The sequence below is a fragment of the Polaromonas sp. genome (genome assembly GCF_010365105.1).
Classification (GTDB): Bacteria; Pseudomonadota; Gammaproteobacteria; order Burkholderiales; family Burkholderiaceae_C; genus Polaromonas.
This window is the reverse complement of sequence record NZ_JAAFGZ010000029.1, coordinates 1-16,664: the sequence shown is the minus strand read 5'-3', so window position 1 is coordinate 16,664 and position 16,664 is coordinate 1. Positions and strand designations below refer to the sequence as shown.

Here is a 16,664-nt window from a genome sequence, read left to right as displayed (position 1 = left end):
GGCGGGGTGGATCCTCTGATGGATACGGCATCAAAGTGCCCAGGGCGTGATAGACCACGGTCTTCACAAACACCACAGAGGATCCACCATGAATGGTAATACGGGTATGAACGTTGGACAAGTGATCGGCACCATGAACGGCCTGCAGGTGGTCGGTCTGGATATTGCCAAGCAGGTGTTTCAGATGCACACGGTGGAGATGAACACGGGCGAGATCGTCAACGTTCAGCTCAAGCGGGCCAAGGTGCTGGAGCGCTTTGCCAACAAGCCAGCATGCCTGATCGCCATTGAAGCGTGTGGTGGCGCTCACCACTGGGCGCGTGAGTTGAGTGCGCTAGGCCACAGCGTGCGGCTGCTGCACGCCAAGATCGTGCGTCCGTTTGTCAGCGGCAACAAAACCGATGCGACTGATGCGCGTGCGATTTGGCTGGCAGTGCAGCAGCCCGGGGTGAAGTTTGTGGGGATAAAGACCACGGCCCAGCAGGCGACCTTGACGCTGCATCGCCAACGCGAGGCGTTGATGAAGATGCGGATCATGCAAACCAATGCGTTGCGTGGACTGCTCTATGAGTTTGGAGCAACGTTTGCCAAAGGAAAAAATGCGCTGCTCAACGACATTGAGACCACGCTTGACGCGCTGGCGGACACATTGCCGCAGATGGTGGCCGATAGCCTGCGCGAGCAGGTGTTGCGCATCAAGGCCATTGAGGTAGACATGCAGGCTATCGAGAAGCGGTTGCAACTTCAACTGGGGCAAGACCGGCAAATGCAGCGCATCGCTCAAATACCGGGGGTGGGACTGCTGACGGCGACGGCGGCCATCGCCACCATGGGCGAGGCCCGTGCGTTCAAGTCGGGAAGGGAGTTCTGTGCCTGGCTGGGGTTGGTTCCCAAACAAACGGGCACGGGCGGGAAAGTCAAGTTGCAAGGGATCTCCAAACGGGGAGATGCGTATTTGCGCACTTTATTGATTCACGGCGCCCGCAGTGTGCTCAGTCATACTAGGCGGTGTTCGGAAAGTTTAGTGGAGCCACTTCATCATGCCAGCGATGTGTACAAAGCCCAAAAACCGGCTGTCGAGCTTGTCATAACGAGTGGCAACCCTACGAAAGACCTTCATGCGCTGGAAAAGATTTTCAATCAGGTGGCGCGCCTTGTAGCGGTGCTTGTCCAACGCACGCGGTTGCTTGCGATTGGCTTTGGACGGGATGATGACCTCCACGCCTTGGGCCTGCGCGGCTTGGACAATCTTGTCTGAATCGTAGGCCTTGTCTGCCAAAATTGCCTTGGCTGGCGGCAGGCCTTCGAGCAGTTCAGGCACGGGTTTGGAGTCGTGGCGCTGCCCCGGCGTCAACACAAAGCGCAGCGGGTTGCCCAGGGCGTCGCAGACGGCGTGGATTTTGGTGTTCAGGCCCCCGCGCGTGATGCCGATGGCCTGCGGGCCGCTGATTTTGCGGGCGCCTGCCGAGGACTGGTGCGCCCGGCAGCAGGTCGAATCCACCATCACCTCCTCCAGGTCGGGCTGCTGCACGCCTTGAAAAAACCGCTCGAAATGCCCCTTTTTGCACCAGTAGGCGAAACGCTGGTACACCACGTTCCAATTGCCAAATCGCTCGGGAAGATCCCGCCAGGGTGCGCCTGCGCTGGCCATCCAGAGCAGGGCATTGAGGAAGGTTCTTTGCGCCCCTCCGAGACGGCCTTTGCAAGGCGGCAGCTGCGGCTCAATGATTTGCCATTGTGCATCGGAGAAGATGTGACGTGTATCGGTCATGCTGGAAAAATCGAAGGATTACAGCACGGTGCTGCTTAAAGAAAATGCCTGCGGTTGTGCCAAGAAATGCATTCCCCCCTGAAAAATTTTCTTTGGCATTCGTGCATCAAACTTTCCGAACACCGCCTAAGCAGCCCGGCCCCTGGCTCGAACAGATCAAAAGCCGCCGGCCGACCAACGTCGTGTGCGTGGCGCAGGCGGCCAAAATGGCCAGAACGATCTGGGCGGTCACGGCAAAAGAGCAGGACTACAGTCAAAGCTACGTGAGCGTCAGACCGCTGGCGTAATGCGGCGACACCGTCGGTTGAATCGTCAAGCAACCAAAGGAAAGGGTGTGATGCAGTTAAAGGCAGTGAGGCAGCAAGGCGCAATGTGATGTGAAATAGGTCAGACCGGGGCAAGCTAAACCTGAGCGACAACAAGGGCATCGATAGCCCGAAGACTAGATGAGGTGTTTGCCAGCGGATATGCATCAGGGCCAGTGGAACAATCAGGAAAACTGAAAAATTCCACACGCAAGGCCGAATATAAGTTTGCAGCCGACTTGATCACAAAACAATGCAAATTGCTCTTGATTGCCGGGAGGCATCCATATAAGTTGCCGCTTCCGTTTTTTCGCGGGTTATCCGCACCGGAGCGACATTCATACACAGAAAACTTCATTCACACCACTCCCCCGAATTCAAAAAGCAAGCACTGCTCAAAGCTAGGCATCGCGGTGTCGGTTTACCTTCAATCTGTCACTTTTGAACTTTCATTTGGCACCAACCCCTTCAATGTGTCACCAAATCAGTCGGTGGCCTCCCATTTCGAGCGCACGACGCTTCCTCCCCCATCCTTACAAGCCTTGCGTTTCTGATTCCGATGGGGCCAGTTTGTAGATGCCGTTGGCTGCCGCTTGGTCAATCAGCTCAGCGCTGATGAATTCGGTTTTCTGGCGGATCGCCAACTCTGCGGCCTGCGTCAGCAAAGTCGTGACCTTGCCAGTCAACCCGTTGCTTAAGCCCATGAGTTTTTGGATGACGGCCTTGCCTGCCATTGGCGACGGTTTTTCCAGGGGCAGCAGCCGGCCAAAGCTCACCACGAATTCCCGGAATTCCGGACTTTCGCGCCACTTCGGCAAGGAAAATGGTTCGAACCGGGAGGCAATCTGCGGATCAGTTTGCATGGCATAAAGCGCCTCGCTGGTGCCCAGTGCCACGATCGGCATACGCAATTCATTGCTGATGAATTTAAGCTGGTTCAGCAGTTAACGCTGCTCGCGAACCGAACCGGCCAACAAGTGATGGACCTCGTCAATGATCATCAACTTTGGCGGCTGGCGGTGCAGCAAGCGCAGTCCGAGCAACTCCATATCGGTACCGCGGCGATTAACCGGCAGCTAGAACACCCAGGCCTTCGGTAACCGTCCGTCCAGTACCCATATTGAAATTCAAGACTCTGTGTGGTTGAGCCACTGGTTGATTTCGGCCACGTCGAATGCGGCAGGGTCGAACGGGCGGCCGATCCATTGCTTGAGTTCGTCGTGCTCCGGGTGGGCTGGATCGGCCAATGCTTGCAGGAAGTCCTCGTAGCCCGGCGCGCCGCCCACGTCCTCGGGCGGACAGGCGTTTTCTCCAGCCAGGCACAGCGCAAGCGACAAGGGCGCGCCCAGCGTGACGGTTTTCTCCACCTTGACCTTGTGGCGCCAGTTGTCCCCGAAGTCGTAGATATAGAGAAACGTCCTGCGCGCGTCCTGCGCGCGTCCAGCGCCTCTTCCAGCGTGACGGTGGACTCATCGATCACGCCTTCGGGCAAGTCCCAGTCGGGCTCCAACGGACCGTAATTAGCATCGGCAAAGACGAACTCATGCAGGTGTCCGCCTTGCCAGCCCGTACCCCACAGGAGCGCGACATGCAGGCGCGAGAGGTCGATCGTGGTGGGCACCAAGAGGCGGCGCCAGACCCGGGGGCGGACCCATTCGAGCTCGACATGAAGCTGGTACGCCTGCAGGCCAGCGCTGGCGTTGGCCGTGGTTTGTGCCCCGGATTTCTTCGCGCCTCCTGGCAGTCGGTACAGCTTGGCCGTCATGCTTGGGGACTACTGTAGCGAAATCGGTGGACACGCCGTGGCCCGCATCAAGCCGCGCGCGCCATGTCCTGAGCTTGCTGGGTCGCTTGCCACGCAGGCCGGAGCCGCTCTGCCACCCGCCAGGGCAGCAACTCGTCAATCCTGTTGATGGGATGGTCGGCAATGCGCCCCAGCACATGGTGCAGGTAGGCCTGGGGATCAATGCCGCCGAGTTTGCAAGAGCCGATCAGGGTGTAGATCACGGCGGCGCGCTCGCCGCCGGCGTCCGAGCCAAAATGCAGGTAGTTCTTGCGTCCGAGGACGACTGCGCGCAGCGCCCGCTCGGCCGCGTTGTTGTCCATCTCGATGTGCCCGTCGTCCACGAAACGCACAAGGGCTTGCCAGCGATTGAGCGAGTAGCCAATGGCCTGCGCCATGGACGACTTGGCCGAGATATGGCCCAGAGCTTGCTGGAGCCAGCCGTGCAGCGCATCGACCAGGGGTTTGGCGCGGCTTTGCCGCTGGCGCCGGCGCTCCTCGGCGGATTTTCCCCCGATATCTTTCTCGATGGCGTACAGCGCCCCGATGCGCAGCAGCGCCTGGTGCGCCAACGTGCCGGGCATCTCACCTTGGCCCTTGTGGATTTCATAGTATTTGCGCCTAGCGTGAGCCCAGCAAGCCGCTTCGACGACCTGGCCATCGGCAAACAAAGCGTCGTAGCCGGCGAACGCGTCGGCCTGCAAGGTGCCGGCAAAGCCTGCCAAGTGACCCCTGGGATGCTCACCCTTGCGGTCCGGGGAATACTCAAACCACACCGCTGGCGGCGACGCATCGCCGCTTGGCCTGTCATCGCGCGCATACACCCACAGCCGGGCCGTGCGCGTCGTTCCCCGGCCCGGGCTCAGGACGGGCACGGGCGTGTCATCGGTGTGGATCTTGCCCGCCCGCAGGACGTAGCGGCGCACCGCGTCGGCCAAGGGCTGGAGCAGCCGCACCGCGCCGGCTACCCAGTCCGCCAGCGTGGAGCGCTCAACCACCACTCCCTCGCGGGCGTAGATCTGGCTCTGGCGGTAAAGGGGCAGGTGGTCGCAGAACTTGCCCACCAGCACCTGCGTGATGAGGCCGGCGCCGGCCAAGCCGCGATCAATGGGACGGCTCGGCGCGCTCGCCTGAACGATGGTGTGGCAGCGGGCGCAGGCGAGTCTGGGGCGCACGTGGCGCACGACCCTGAAGCTGCCGGGCTGGTACTCCAACACTTCCGAGGCATCCTGGCCAATCTGGCGCAGTTCGGTGCCGCACCCCTGGCAGCTGCAGTCGCTTGAGGCGAGGTGTACCACCTCCTGGCGCGGCAGGTGCCCGGGCAGTTGGCGGGGAGCGGTGCGGCGGGAAGTGGCCTGGCGCTTTTGGCGGGCGTCCTCAAGGTTGGCCACCTGAGCAGCGCCCGGGGACGGCTCAGGCGCGGCAGGGGTGGGCTGCACCGCCGCCAGCGCCATGCAGGGCGGCTCCGGCTGCACAGCGCCATTGTCCATCTGCTCGCTCGAGCGCCCGTAGCGCATGCGCCTGAGATGGAACAACTCCAGCGTGAGCTTGTCGATCGCCAGGCGCAGCGCGCCGATCTCCAGGTCACGCTGCAGGGCATCTTGCTTCAAGGCATCGATTTGTTGCAGCAGCGCGTGTGAACTCATGGCCACCACTTTGCCAGCAAAACCGGCCCGGCAACAGAAGGGGTTTCACGGTTGCGGGTAGCCCACGCATGTGGTGTTGCGTCCGCCCGGCTCCCTGTGCGCGCCCCTTGGGCAGCAGGTCATTCGTTCATCAACTCAGGCGGCGAGCGTGGGCTGCCAGGTGCGCACGGGCATGCGCCAGTCGATGCCTTCGAGCAGCATGGACAGCTGCGCCGGGGTGAGCGAGACCGCGCCGGCGTCGGCCTGCGGCCAGACGAAGCGGCCCCTCTCCAGGCGCTTGGCAAACAGGCACATGCCCTGGCCGTCCCACCACAGCAGTTTGACGATGTCGCCGCGCCGGCCCCGAAACACAAACACGTGGCCCGAAAAGGGATCTTGCGTCAGCGCGCCTTGCACCAAGGCGGCCAAGCCGTCAAAGCCGCGGCGCATGTCCGTCAGGCCTGCAGCCAGCCACACGCGCGTGCCCGCCGGCAGGCCGATCACGACGCGTCCCGCAGCGCCTGGAGCACGCAGCGCACGCTGGCCGCGTCGACGCTGCCGCGCAGTCGCACGCGCGCGCCGCCCACTTCAATTTCGATGACGCCGGCCGCCGCCGCCCGTGCCGGGCTGGCCCGCACTGCTGGCATTGGCGTTGGCAAATCAATGACCGCGCTTGCCGGTGGCAAGGGATCCATCGTGACGGGCAGCAGTACGGCCTGCGTGACGGGTTTGAGCCGTGCCGGGCGGGCGGCCTGCGCACGGCGCCATTTAAACAGCAAGTTGGCATTGATGCCGTGCGCCAGCGCGATGGCTGCGACCGAGGCGCCGGCCTGCTCGGTCAGCTTGACAAGCTTGCGTTTGAAGGCTGCGTTGTGTCTGCGCTTGGTGGCCTTGAGGGGATCTTTGGGAGGTTCCATGACGGTGTGCACTTGTCCGGGTTGAGTGCACACCATCGTGGTGGGCAACTCCCCGGATACTGCCCGGCCCATCAAGCCCGCGCAAGAATGGTATCCGTCGGACGGTTACACTGATGGTGCCCACAGGCCAACAGCTTTGAATCCGATCCGTCTGCTTAGGGTCGCTGCCATTTATTTACAGAATACACAGGCGAGAACGCCCACCCTGAACCAGCGAAGGTGTCACTCTTGCCTGAGTAAACATAACGCCTGACGCGAATATATGACATGACTGGCTGCAAAAATCTCATGCTGCCGCTTCGTGCCAAGGCTTGAGTAGCAACACGCCGGTATTTGGCTTATGGCTAGGTCTGCCTGGTGAGGATTGATAATGCAGCGCGCGACTGAACCTTGGTTCGTTGTCTTGTCCTATTGCTCTCCGTCAGCAAATGCAAAACTTAACAACCTCAACGCATCAAACGTAGGTTCAGACTGCGTCCGCAACGAGCAGCATTGGCTTGGCCTCTCGGCCGATGGGGTCAATCAGCACCAAGGCGACACCGACCACGGGAACAGCCGGCGCTGCACGTTCGAGGCTCAGGGCCAGGCGGCCATCGACCAGCGCGCCCTCGCCAGCTTCGGGACTCCAGTCGCCGCCATCGAGCTGGACGTGCAGGCGAACGCCAAACGAGCCAACCGCCTTGCTAGAGACTGTGGGCCCGCCGGCGATGGCCAGTGTGAGCCGCCAGGTGCCGGCAGCGGCCCCAGCACCAACAGTCGCCGTCACCTGAGCCCCAGCCAAAGTCGGCACGATCGCGGGGACGAAGATCGCTGTGGCAGGTGCAGACAAGCGACTAAACGCCGCCGGCGCGTCCTCGCGTTGTGCTGCCTGCGTGGGTTCAACAGCACCCGCCGGCAGTGCCACTTCAGCCACACCCCGGGGCAGGCGTCGCTCGGCCGGGTGGCGAATCTCCGCCCAATAGGCATAGCGCACGTAGGCACTCATCCCGGCTGGCGTGGGTGCATCCTCGATCGTGGCCGCGAAGTCATCCGCGACGCGTTCCAACGGGCCGCGTCCAATCTCCCGCGCGTACAAAGCATCCGGAACGCCTCCACTGGCCCGCCGCAGCCTGAACTCCGGTCGCGACGCGTCGGCTGCAGGTGGCTCGTCGAACAGACCTGGCTCGGCAGCACGCAAAGCCACGAGATCAAGACCGATCGCGCGGATCGTGACGCTGGCAATCGACGTCAGCGGATCGACTGTCACCTCCACTTGCGGAGCCGGCGGCCGGCGATCACTGGGCACCGCAATCGGCAACAGTGGGCAGCTTTCAAACGCTGCTTCGCTGCCGTGCTCGCTGAGTGGCACGAAGCGTAGGAATTGAACCGTCTCCAGCGAACGTGGCAGCCGCGTGTCGAAAGCCACACTGCCATCCGCTGCGCAAATCAGCGGAAGATCGGTCAGCAGACGGAAGCGGTCGCGCATGCCCAGTCCCGCGAGGCCGCGCTGGGCGCCATCAACCGCGATCTCCGCGCGACTGCGCAAGCGGTCGCCGTCGATTAGCGCGATCTCCAAGCCTCGGGCATCGGCCATGTATGCGCGGTAACGCGCGCCGGGCATGCCTGTGAACATCAGGCGCAGCTCGACATCGATGGCCGGCGCCGGGCGGCTGCTCCAGACAATGCCAATGCCGGTGCGCGGCACCGGCGGCGCGCGAGGATCGCGAATCACGACTTGCAGTTCGGCCGCCGGACTGATGTGGCCGTCCGCGTCCTCGAAGGTCGCGCTGCCGTTGAGTATGCGCGACTCCAGCGGCAGCAGCGCCGGCAGCGGGAAGTCGAAGTGCAGCAGGCCTCCGGCGTCGGACGTGGCGGCGTCCTGGGCTGCACCATCGAACAAGGCCAAGGCGCGCGACAGGGGCCGCGAGCCAGCGGCCATGTCCATCCAGGCAGGAACCACCACCGACAAGCGAATCGACCCTGCGACCACTGGATCTTCGCCTTCAGGCCGATCCGCCAGCGTCAGATGTGACTGCACGACGGGCTGAGGGATGTCGGGTCGGGGCGGCGTCGGCACTGTGATGTCTGATGGCGCGCCGAAGCGCCCGAACACATCGCTCAAGGCTACACGGTAGGTCCACGGTGCGCCCTCGGCCGGGATGTCTTGGTCGGACACGATGCCATATCGGCCATCGGCCAGAGATCCGGTGCTTCCGATCATGCGGGGTGCTGCGCGCTCGCTCGGGTCGGCGCCCGGCGTAGCGATCGTCAGGTCGACCGTTTCGTGCCGCGATGTCCATACCGCCGACTCCAGCCTGCCCACTGCTAGGAGCGTGGTCAACGGCGGGGCGAAGATACGCAACTGCTGCCGGAACAGCGCGCAGGAGCTATCGTCAGCGCGCTGCCAGCCTGAGTCGCCTAGCTTTAACTGCGGCGCTGCGAGCAGGTCGGGCGGCGGCGCTGCCAAGGCTGTGGCGACGAATGCACGCAGCGTCAGACCGTGGCGCTGAACGGCCAAGGCAGCTGGGTCGCGAACGCCGGGCTGCAGTTCCATCAGGCGCTCGATCAGGCGCTGCTCCTGCGCGTCGGGATCGGGTAGTTCGAAGCGCATCGCCGGTCCGGTCGCGAACAGGCCAGCAGCCAGCCAGCCTCGGGCACCTGGTGGCTGGAACGGGTTGGTAGGTACCAGCAGGTCGGCCAGGTTAGCGGCGAGACCGAGATAGTGGGCTGCTCCAGGATCCAGTGCCTTCATCAACAGGCTTTCCTGAACGCGCTCAGTGGCGCGTTGCCAAGCGCGTTTTTTGCCGCTGGCCATGACCTCGGCGAGCCACAGGTGCGTGCGCTCGACAGCACCGGGCACCACATCGGCATCGCCGAGCAAACGCTCAATTTCGTCATCAATGTCTGCCTGCGCGGCCCTTACGCGGGCCAGTTCGGCGTCGGGCCCCAGAGAGTCGAAGGGTCCGTCTGGCCGGTCAGGCCGCGTCCAGCGTCGCGGCGCACCCTCTTGCACGCGGCGCAGGCCGACGTCGGCGCCCTCGCCGCCGGAGTACCACGCCCGCACTCCCGTGATGGGCAGGGAGAGCGCAGCGAATGGTAGCTGCCCCAACAGGGCTTCAATCACACGGCCACCCGAAATGACCCAGCTCTGAAGACTCACCTGTCCCTGACCGCGCAGACGCAGGCGGCTCATTTGCGGCGCGGCCACCAGCCAGCGCACGGTGGAGCGCGCAGCCACGACGCGATCGTCCCTGCCGAAACGCGCGGTCAGGCCCTGGTCGTCGATGCGGTGCAGCAAGGCTAGTTCGCCGGCGCCACGGAAGCGCGCCTCGATGCCCACGATACGGCCGTCGCTGGGCACATCATCCTGGCGCCAGCCGATCAATTCCCCACCCGCCGCGTCGAGATCCGGTGTAGCGAAAGACCGGTGGTCGCGGGACATCCAGGCAATCGGCGGCAGCTCGCTGGCGAAGGCATCGACCGGCCACAGCAGAAAGGGTGCCAGCGGGAAGCCGAGCGCAGCACACGGGAACAGGCGCAGGTGCGTTCCCTTGGGCAAGTCGGGATCGCTCGCCACTGCACCCGCTGCGGCGGCGTAGGCCGAGAAGTACCTGGCGTGGATCATCCAGCTGTTCATTGCGCCTCCTCGGCAAAGCTCGGTTGCAGCGGCAGCTCAAGCAGGCCCTGCAGCACGCGGGCGGCGCCGACCAATGGCATGTCGTTGCAGCGCAGACGCAGCATTGGCTTGAGGGACTGCAGCCTGCCGCGACGCGTCAGGCGCGGAACGAAAGGCAAGCTCGCGGCGATCAACAGGCGCGATCCGCTGCGGTCACGCCAGCGCACATTGAAGTCGATCTTGGCAGCGCCCATCACCAGCTGCAGTTCGATGACCTCAAAACGCATTGGTCGATGGATGGCTTCGGGCGATTCGAGCATCAGGCCGGCGCAGCGCCAGCTTAGGCTGGGCGCGATCGGCGGCAGCCAAACCAGGCTGGCCCTCGGCGCGCTCGCTGCTGGCCAACCCTCAAGTCCCAAGCTGATGAGAAATGCGTCGAAGGCACCGTCGTCGCCCTCGCTGACCTGCGGTTTCAGAATGGTGTCGTGTGGCAGCGCAATGCCGCCGTCGGCATGTCCGGCGCCACTGATCGGAAAGTGCAGGCCTTGCATCATTTCTTCGCCATTGGCCCAGCGAGAAGTTCGGAAGCTCACGCCTGGCAAGCGTCCGTCCATGACGCCCTCGCGCTGTGACTTGGCGAGAACAAAGACCTCGTACCAGGTGTCGCGTGTCAGCATCGGCTTGGCCAGCGAATCGACCGCGTTCGGCGCCAGGCCGCACGCCGAGGCGATGTAAGCCTGCGCGATCACCGCGTCGCTGACGTGCATCTGCGCAGTGCTCGTGGCCCACGCCAGGGAAGGAACGAGGAACTGGTCGGCTTCGACCGCCTCGGGCTGGTCGAGCCGGCGCAAGGCGCACAGCAGATCGAATTTGTAGGCGCCGGCCAGCAGCGCCACATGGCCGGGACTGAAGCGCACTTTCACGGGATCGTGCGCGAAGCGCTGCAATTCGCTCTGCGCCGGCTCGTAGCCGAGCAGGTGGCGCTCCAGCATCGCCGGATCGAAGAGGTCTTGGCGCCGGTGCAGGAACGAGAAGTACGCCTTACCACCACCCGGCCCGGCACCACCTGCAGGCTGCAGCGGCGCGGTACGGAACCAGAACTGGCGAGTCGACTCGGTGTCGTCACCGGCCGCCTTTGATGCTACGACCTGTCTCTTGTTCTGGTCGTCCATCCGCCAAAGCGTGCCCGACCAGCGCATCCGCACGTCGATGCGGTAGAGGCGGCCCGGCTCCAGCACGCAGCGCCGATCCGCTGCCGGCACCGCGTTGGCGTCGGGCGGGCCGGCGCGGGTAGCGTTGTCCTGTTTGACCGCCTCGGCGGCGGTGGCCGCATTGCGTTGATCGGCAGCCGCCGCCGCACTGCGCGTGATGCCACCGAGCGCCAGCAGTCCGATGCGGACGCCGGCGGGCGATCGCGCCTGGACGCGGTCAACGAAGCCTGGCGCGGGCGGTAGCCAGCGCACGGCCACCAGACCGTCGCCGAGATCGGCCTCACGGTCGTGCAGCCAAGCCTGGCCCAGATTGTCCGAGACCGAGAAAGGTCGCACACCTGCGGCATTGGCGGCCCAGAGGTTGGCATCGAAAACCAGCCAGACCCGCGCTTGCGTCAACGGATCTTCGGGCGCGATCAGCAGTTGCTGAAGCGGTCTGAGGCGGACGAAGAGGAAAGCATTGCTGGGCGGCAGCAGCGTCGTGCCAGGATCCAGCCAGGCCCCGAACTCGCGGCCGTCGAGTGCCCGAGGCACGAAGGCATGCACACGCGGCCCGGCGTAGGCGTACTGCAGCGGCAACAGTTGGGCCGTCTGGCGGCTCAACACCCGAGCGGGCTGGGCCGGCGTTGCCAACAACGAGAGTTGAACGTGCGCACGGATCTGACTCTGCACGGGATCGGCGCTGCGCGGGTCAGGCGGCAGGCGGTAGCCGTCGCCCTCGTCAGTGGCCGATGCACCCAGGGCCCAACCGAGTCGGGCCGTGGCCTGTGCATGGCAAATATCAGCGAGGGCTGCCAGTGGGCTGGGCTGCAGGCTGTTGCCCGCGTCGCCTAGCGCATGCAGCCAGAGATCCCCGGAAGGCGTCATCAACGCCAGCTCTGCGGGCTGCGGCTGCCCGCAGGCATCGCCCATCTTGCCTGTTTGCCAGGCATTGCTGAAGGCGCCCGCGACGACGACATCACCGGCCGTCGCGTCTATCAGATCCAGTCCCACCAATGACCATTCGTAGCTCAGCAGATCGCTGCCCAGCGGGCGGGCGCGCAAGCCCGTGGGATACCGGGCAATGTCTGGGAACTGTGCCGTGGCCAGGCTCAGTGTCGGCGCGCTGCTGAAAGTGAGGAGCGGGATGGAGTCCGGCCACACCGTATTTTCGGCTGTAGCGTCCTCGAGCTTGGTGGCCAGTGGCGCGAGGCGCCGGTAGCGATCGTCGACGAGCGACTGAAGTCCGTCCAGCGGATGCTCGGATGGCTCCGGCATGTCAGGCGAGGACGGGCTGCCGTACTCCAGCGTCACGCACTTGCGTATCTCGTCGAAGAACAGATCAATGCTGCCGCACAGCTCAGCCTTGAGGTGCGGCGGCTGGCCACTGACCAGTACCACGAAGACGGTGGCATCGATGCCCACCGAGAAGGGGCCGATATGGAGCCCGCCACCTACCGTGCCCATGCCAACGAAGCTCATGGGATTCGTCGCGACCAGAATGTCCGCGCGCGCGAACACGTCAGCCCACAGCACCGGCTTGAGTCCATAGACGATGTCGAAGCCGACCCCGAACGCAATGATGAAGCTGCCGGGCGCGGCCGTATAGTTGCCGTTGCGCGGCCAATTCGTGATGCCGTCCCCGCGAATCATGAGATAGGCGTCCGACTCCTGACCGACGATGTCAGGCAGGAACACCGATCGCACCGGCCCGCGCTCGCGACTCTCGCTGGGACCGCTCGACGGCGTCCAGCCGTCCGACCCGAGATGGATGAACCAGTTAGCGGAATGTGTCGGGAAGTGCGCGCCCACCGGCACTGTGGTCACAACGATGTGCGGGATCTCGTACTTGCCCTCGACGGCTACTGTCACGCCGTCGGCTGGATCAACCAGAATCACGCCCTTGGCTTGCAGCACGGACAGATCATTGCCGCCGCGCGCGATTTTCATACGCGGGCCCATGTAACGGCCTTCGACCGAGCCGCGCACGACGATGTCCGGCGTCGTGACGAAGAGGCCGGCGCGCGCGCTGAAGGTGAAGCCCAGGTCTGCTGCTGTGCCGATGACCGCCTCAAGTCCGAAACTGAAGGTGGGCGCGGGAACGAACGCGCCTTGCTCGGTGTAGTCCCAGTCCAATGCCGACTGCACCGGGTCGGCTCCAGGCTGGACCGGTTTCGGGCGTCCGTTTGCCGCGAACACGCCACCCAGCCCGTAGATCGCAAGCCCTGAATTGGCTAGGGGCAGCGGCCCGGGGAGATCGACGCCGAGCGCGAGCTTGACCATGTCGGCTGCGGTTTCGACATCGGCCATCGCGCCGATGTTACCCAGCGGCAGGATGTAGGCCTGGAGCGCGGCATGGAAGCCGTCAGCCGTCAGACCGACAGCGCCATCACCAGAGATCATCGGATCCAGCGCGATCGAAGCCGCCAGCCCGCGCAGCGAGCCGTTGAGCTTGCCATCGTCGCCAAGGGTCGCGCGGATGGTGGCGCCGCTAACCTTGACCGGACCGAGGTCGAGCTTGAAGCGCAGGTCGACCTCGATCCACATCGAACCCCGACCCGAGCGCGTGCCGAGCACGTCGAACAGGGAGTCCGGACCGTGTACCTTCCAGCCACCCGGGTCTTCGATCTCCATAGAGCTGCGCGAGTAGTCGAGATGGATCATCTCCAAACCGGACTTCTCCGGAAAGAAGCTCAGTACCACCTCGCGCACCCGCACGCGCAGCGGCTGGTTCGGATTCATCTTCACTGACATTACGCCAATATCGATGCCGGTGACCGTAGCGGCCACAGAGTAGTCGATCTTCAGCCGCATCGCCTTGCCAGCGGGGATGACGCCCCCCGTGGTTATCAGTTCGGCGCCATGCAGCACCAGTTCGCCCCGCTCAAGGAAGCTCGACAGGCCGACAGCCGCGACCAGCAGCGTGTGCAGCACCACTCCGCTGCCATCCTTGTCGGGCGCATCCACCTGCTCGGCGCCGTCTGCGATCAGCGCCGTGGCCAGCGTGGCCGCAGTGACGGCGATCTTGGCACCGAGGTCGCCGGCGCCGCTGTCGGTCTTCAGGATGCCATCGGGACCCTGGCTCTCCAGCGCGAGGCTCAGTTCCGACGACGGTGCCGTTCCGGCGCCGCCAGGCTTGCGCGCATAGCGAACGCGGGCTCGCACAGGCACGCCCGCGACGAAAGTGAAGCTCTTGCCGGGTGCAATGTCACCGAAGCGCCCCTTCAGCGGCAGATCCATGACAGCCTCGACCAAAGTTGGCACGAACCCGTCGAGACCGGTGGCCGTGGGGTCGCGGCATTCGATGCGCACGTCGATGGCCGGACGGTCTCCCTCGGCGGGCACCTGCGTCTGCACGATGAGATCGATGCCCGGCGTCGGCGGCAGGCCGATCTGCAGCCAAGCGTCGACCGGATGACCACCGAGAAAGGGTACGCCCTTGGGCAGGAAGAGCCGTACCCGGTTAGCCGCAATTCCCTGCCACGTTGGCGCATCGGCCGGCGTAGAAAGCACGACACCGCCAACCTGCACCGGGTCGGCCGGGCCGGCGTTGTCGGCGAAGTCGAACACCAGACCGTGGGAGAACTCCAGCCCGAATCCCGTTTCACCAATTAACACTGTCGGTGGCTGTACAGCCAGCACGACCACGTCGTCTGGAGCTTCCAGGTTAGACGACAGGCGCACGCCGATGCTGTCGTGGATCTGACCTTGAAGCACGAGAAAGATACCCAGACCAACGATCTGGACATCGCCCGCTCCCAGGTCAGCCTCCAGCGACTGACCATCGGCCGACAGCCTGGCGGCTACGAGGCCGTGTGACGGCAGCTTGTGCAGCAGATTGAAAAGCGGCCGCGGCACCGGCCCCTCTTCGAGAGACACCGCAAGGCGAAAGCCGGTTCGCGCGCCGGGCGGCCCGTCGAACGAGAGCAGATAGTCGCGCGACGGGTTGATCCCGGATGGCGGAATCAGCTTGAGATCAAAAACGCCGAGCGCTTGCTCCTCCACGCCGAACAGCACCTGGCCTTGCTCCCGGCTATCGTCGATCGGCGGCTGCAGCGGCAACTGGATCTGTAAGGTCTCCAGAAGCGCATCCACAGGCATGCTGGAGATCATGCGGCTGAGCAGTTGCTCAGCTGACACGCGATCCTTGATGCTAGTCATTCGATCTCCTCCTTACCCAGTCGATGCGACAAACGGCGGTGGCGAATCGGGCAGTGTATGAGCTTGCCAACGCTGGCGCAATCCCGCAGAAGTTAAAATCTGAGAGCATAGTTTTAAACTCGATGGTGTCCCGAATTCTGTGTAAACCGGGCGAGAGTTTTAGGGCGTAGGCATCCTTTCCTCAAACTGGATGGTAAACCGGGTCAACTCCATTTCATTCGATTCAGCCTTTGCAGAGCGCCAGATGCCGAGATTTTTGCGAGTAGCCTTGCTTGTTTTTTTAGTGGGCTGCTTTGGCACGGCTCAAGGGGCGGGGAAGAAGGTTTCAAAGCCCTCCGCACCGAAGGCTGCAAAGGCCCATGAGAAACATCCCGTCCACCACCGTAACAAAACAAGGGGAGTCGTCAAACATCCAGCCGACACCTCTGGCAAGACCCGCACGGGCAAGGCGTCGATCTACAGCCACCGGTTAGCGGGAAACAAGATGGCCAATGGCGCGCGGATGGACCCGAACTCGAATAATGCGGCGAGCAAAACGTTGCCGCTCGAAACAAGGGCGAGAGTCACCAACTTGAGCAACGGCAAGAGTGCCGTCGTCGTCATCAAGGACCGAGGCCCCCACATTAAGGGCAGAATCGTCGATCTGTCGCCTGCGACTGCCAAGATGATAGGGGCCGGCAAACAGGGAGTTGTACCGGTTGAGATCACGCCTCTCAAAGCGCCACAGGTCGGCAGCCAAGGAAAGCCCGCAAAGGCTGCTGCCGGTTGAAGTGTTGGCGCTTACTGGAATTTGCCCCTAATGCCGCCCGTAACCGTCGATAACCGTAGCAGCGATGATTGCGCTCAAAGACATCTGTGATGGCAAGACGCGCATCCGCATACTTGTCGACGAGCCGTAGCCGTGCCCGATGATAAAAGTAGGAGCTGCGGGCTAGATCAAGTTCGGCGAAGAGCTCTGGCAGCGCGTAGGTGTCTCTCAGGGCGTCAACCAGCCGGGTCTTCTCCTGGTTGCTCAGGAGCGGCAGGTCGACGCCCAGGCCTTTTTTTAACAGTTCATTGGCCTTCTTCAAGATGTCGTGTTCAAGCTGCAGTTGCCGGACGTCGCGTCGAAGCGATTCGACTTGCCGCTCCAGCTCTGCCCGCTCAGGATCTGGCGGTGAATCGTTGTTGGGTTTCATGGATGCGGGAGCCTCAGTACCCAGTAATTGATTTTTCCATTGGTATGTGGTGGTCTAATTTAAAAAGACACAACGATAGGTTGTCAAACTGAAACGGCAACTAACGTGAATGATTCCAAATCCAGAAGAGTCTTTGACC

General features: G+C 63.4%; 10 protein-coding genes and 5 pseudogenes. 5 read left to right on the top strand and 10 right to left on the bottom strand.

The window, feature by feature from the left end; all coding sequences use genetic code 11:
* Positions 1-88 precede the first annotated feature (88 nt).
* A pseudogene (locus tag GZ092_RS16460) lies at positions 89-1,018 on the top strand (IS110 family transposase); the annotation flags it as partial.
* A 3-nt stretch (positions 1,019-1,021) separates the two neighbouring features.
* Here the strand turns inward: GZ092_RS16460 and GZ092_RS16455 are convergent.
* Complete coding sequence (locus GZ092_RS16455; RefSeq protein WP_293637978.1) at positions 1,022-1,771, bottom strand: IS5 family transposase; 750 nt, start codon at positions 1,769-1,771, stop codon at positions 1,022-1,024.
* Positions 1,772-1,899: 128 nt separating this feature from the next.
* Here GZ092_RS16455 and GZ092_RS16450 point away from each other — a divergent pair.
* Positions 1,900-2,058: pseudogene (locus GZ092_RS16450) on the top strand (IS110 family transposase); the annotation flags it as partial.
* 164 nt (positions 2,059-2,222) lie between these two features.
* Entirely contained in the window at positions 2,223-2,630 is a 408-nt protein-coding gene (locus GZ092_RS16445) for a hypothetical protein (RefSeq protein WP_293637977.1), read from the top strand.
* Here the strand turns inward: GZ092_RS16445 and GZ092_RS16440 are convergent.
* Together GZ092_RS16440 and GZ092_RS16435 are read right to left on the bottom strand one after the other, a co-directional pair.
* A pseudogene (locus GZ092_RS16440) lies at positions 2,610-3,125 on the bottom strand (TniB family NTP-binding protein). The gene GZ092_RS16445 and the pseudogene GZ092_RS16440 sit on opposite strands and share 21 nt — an antisense overlap.
* 78 nt (positions 3,126-3,203) lie before the next feature.
* Positions 3,204-3,482: a plasmid pRiA4b ORF-3 family protein gene (locus tag GZ092_RS16435; RefSeq protein WP_293638030.1), complete on the bottom strand. Its 279-nt coding sequence runs from the start codon at positions 3,480-3,482 to the stop codon at positions 3,204-3,206.
* On the opposite strand from GZ092_RS16435, the gene GZ092_RS16430 reads away from it, so the two are divergent.
* The gene (locus GZ092_RS16430; protein WP_293638034.1) at positions 3,453-3,596 is read left to right on the top strand and encodes a hypothetical protein; all 144 of its coding nucleotides are present in this window, start codon (positions 3,453-3,455) and stop codon (positions 3,594-3,596) included. The genes GZ092_RS16435 and GZ092_RS16430 overlap by 30 nt on opposite strands.
* Here the strand turns inward: GZ092_RS16430 and GZ092_RS16425 are convergent.
* The 6 genes and pseudogenes from GZ092_RS16425 to GZ092_RS16400 form a co-directional block, all read right to left on the bottom strand.
* A pseudogene (locus tag GZ092_RS16425) lies at positions 3,575-3,841 on the bottom strand (hypothetical protein); the annotation flags it as partial. The gene GZ092_RS16430 and the pseudogene GZ092_RS16425 overlap by 22 nt on opposite strands.
* Before the next feature lie 47 nt (positions 3,842-3,888).
* Positions 3,889-5,511 carry an IS66 family transposase gene (locus GZ092_RS16420; RefSeq protein ID WP_293637976.1) on the bottom strand — a complete coding sequence of 541 codons (1,623 nt, stop codon included), beginning with the start codon at positions 5,509-5,511 and terminating at the stop codon, positions 3,889-3,891.
* 129 nt (positions 5,512-5,640) lie between these two features.
* Positions 5,641-5,988: an IS66 family insertion sequence element accessory protein TnpB gene (gene tnpB / locus GZ092_RS16415; RefSeq protein ID WP_293637974.1), complete on the bottom strand. Its 348-nt coding sequence runs from the start codon at positions 5,986-5,988 to the stop codon at positions 5,641-5,643.
* The gene (locus GZ092_RS16410) at positions 5,985-6,401 is read right to left on the bottom strand and encodes a transposase (RefSeq protein ID WP_293637972.1); all 417 of its coding nucleotides are present in this window, start codon (positions 6,399-6,401) and stop codon (positions 5,985-5,987) included. Before GZ092_RS16410 ends, tnpB begins: the two co-directional genes overlap by 4 nt.
* Before the next feature lie 466 nt (positions 6,402-6,867).
* Positions 6,868-10,017 carry a hypothetical protein gene (locus GZ092_RS16405; RefSeq protein WP_293637971.1) on the bottom strand — a complete coding sequence of 1,050 codons (3,150 nt, stop codon included), beginning with the start codon at positions 10,015-10,017 and terminating at the stop codon, positions 6,868-6,870.
* Positions 10,014-15,347 (bottom strand): hypothetical protein, encoded by a 5,334-nt coding sequence (locus tag GZ092_RS16400; protein WP_293637970.1) that lies wholly within the window; start codon positions 15,345-15,347, stop codon positions 10,014-10,016. The genes GZ092_RS16405 and GZ092_RS16400 overlap by 4 nt, the downstream gene beginning before the upstream one ends.
* A 190-nt stretch (positions 15,348-15,537) precedes the next feature.
* Between GZ092_RS16400 and GZ092_RS16395 the strand changes: the two genes are divergently transcribed.
* On the top strand, positions 15,538-16,116 hold the full coding sequence (locus tag GZ092_RS16395) for a septal ring lytic transglycosylase RlpA family protein (protein ID WP_293637969.1): 579 nt from the start codon (positions 15,538-15,540) through the stop codon (positions 16,114-16,116).
* A 25-nt stretch (positions 16,117-16,141) separates the two neighbouring features.
* Here GZ092_RS16395 and GZ092_RS16390 read toward each other — a convergent pair.
* Positions 16,142-16,594 (bottom strand): annotated as a pseudogene (locus GZ092_RS16390) (IS3 family transposase); the annotation flags it as partial.
* Between the last annotated feature and the right edge of the window lie 70 nt (positions 16,595-16,664).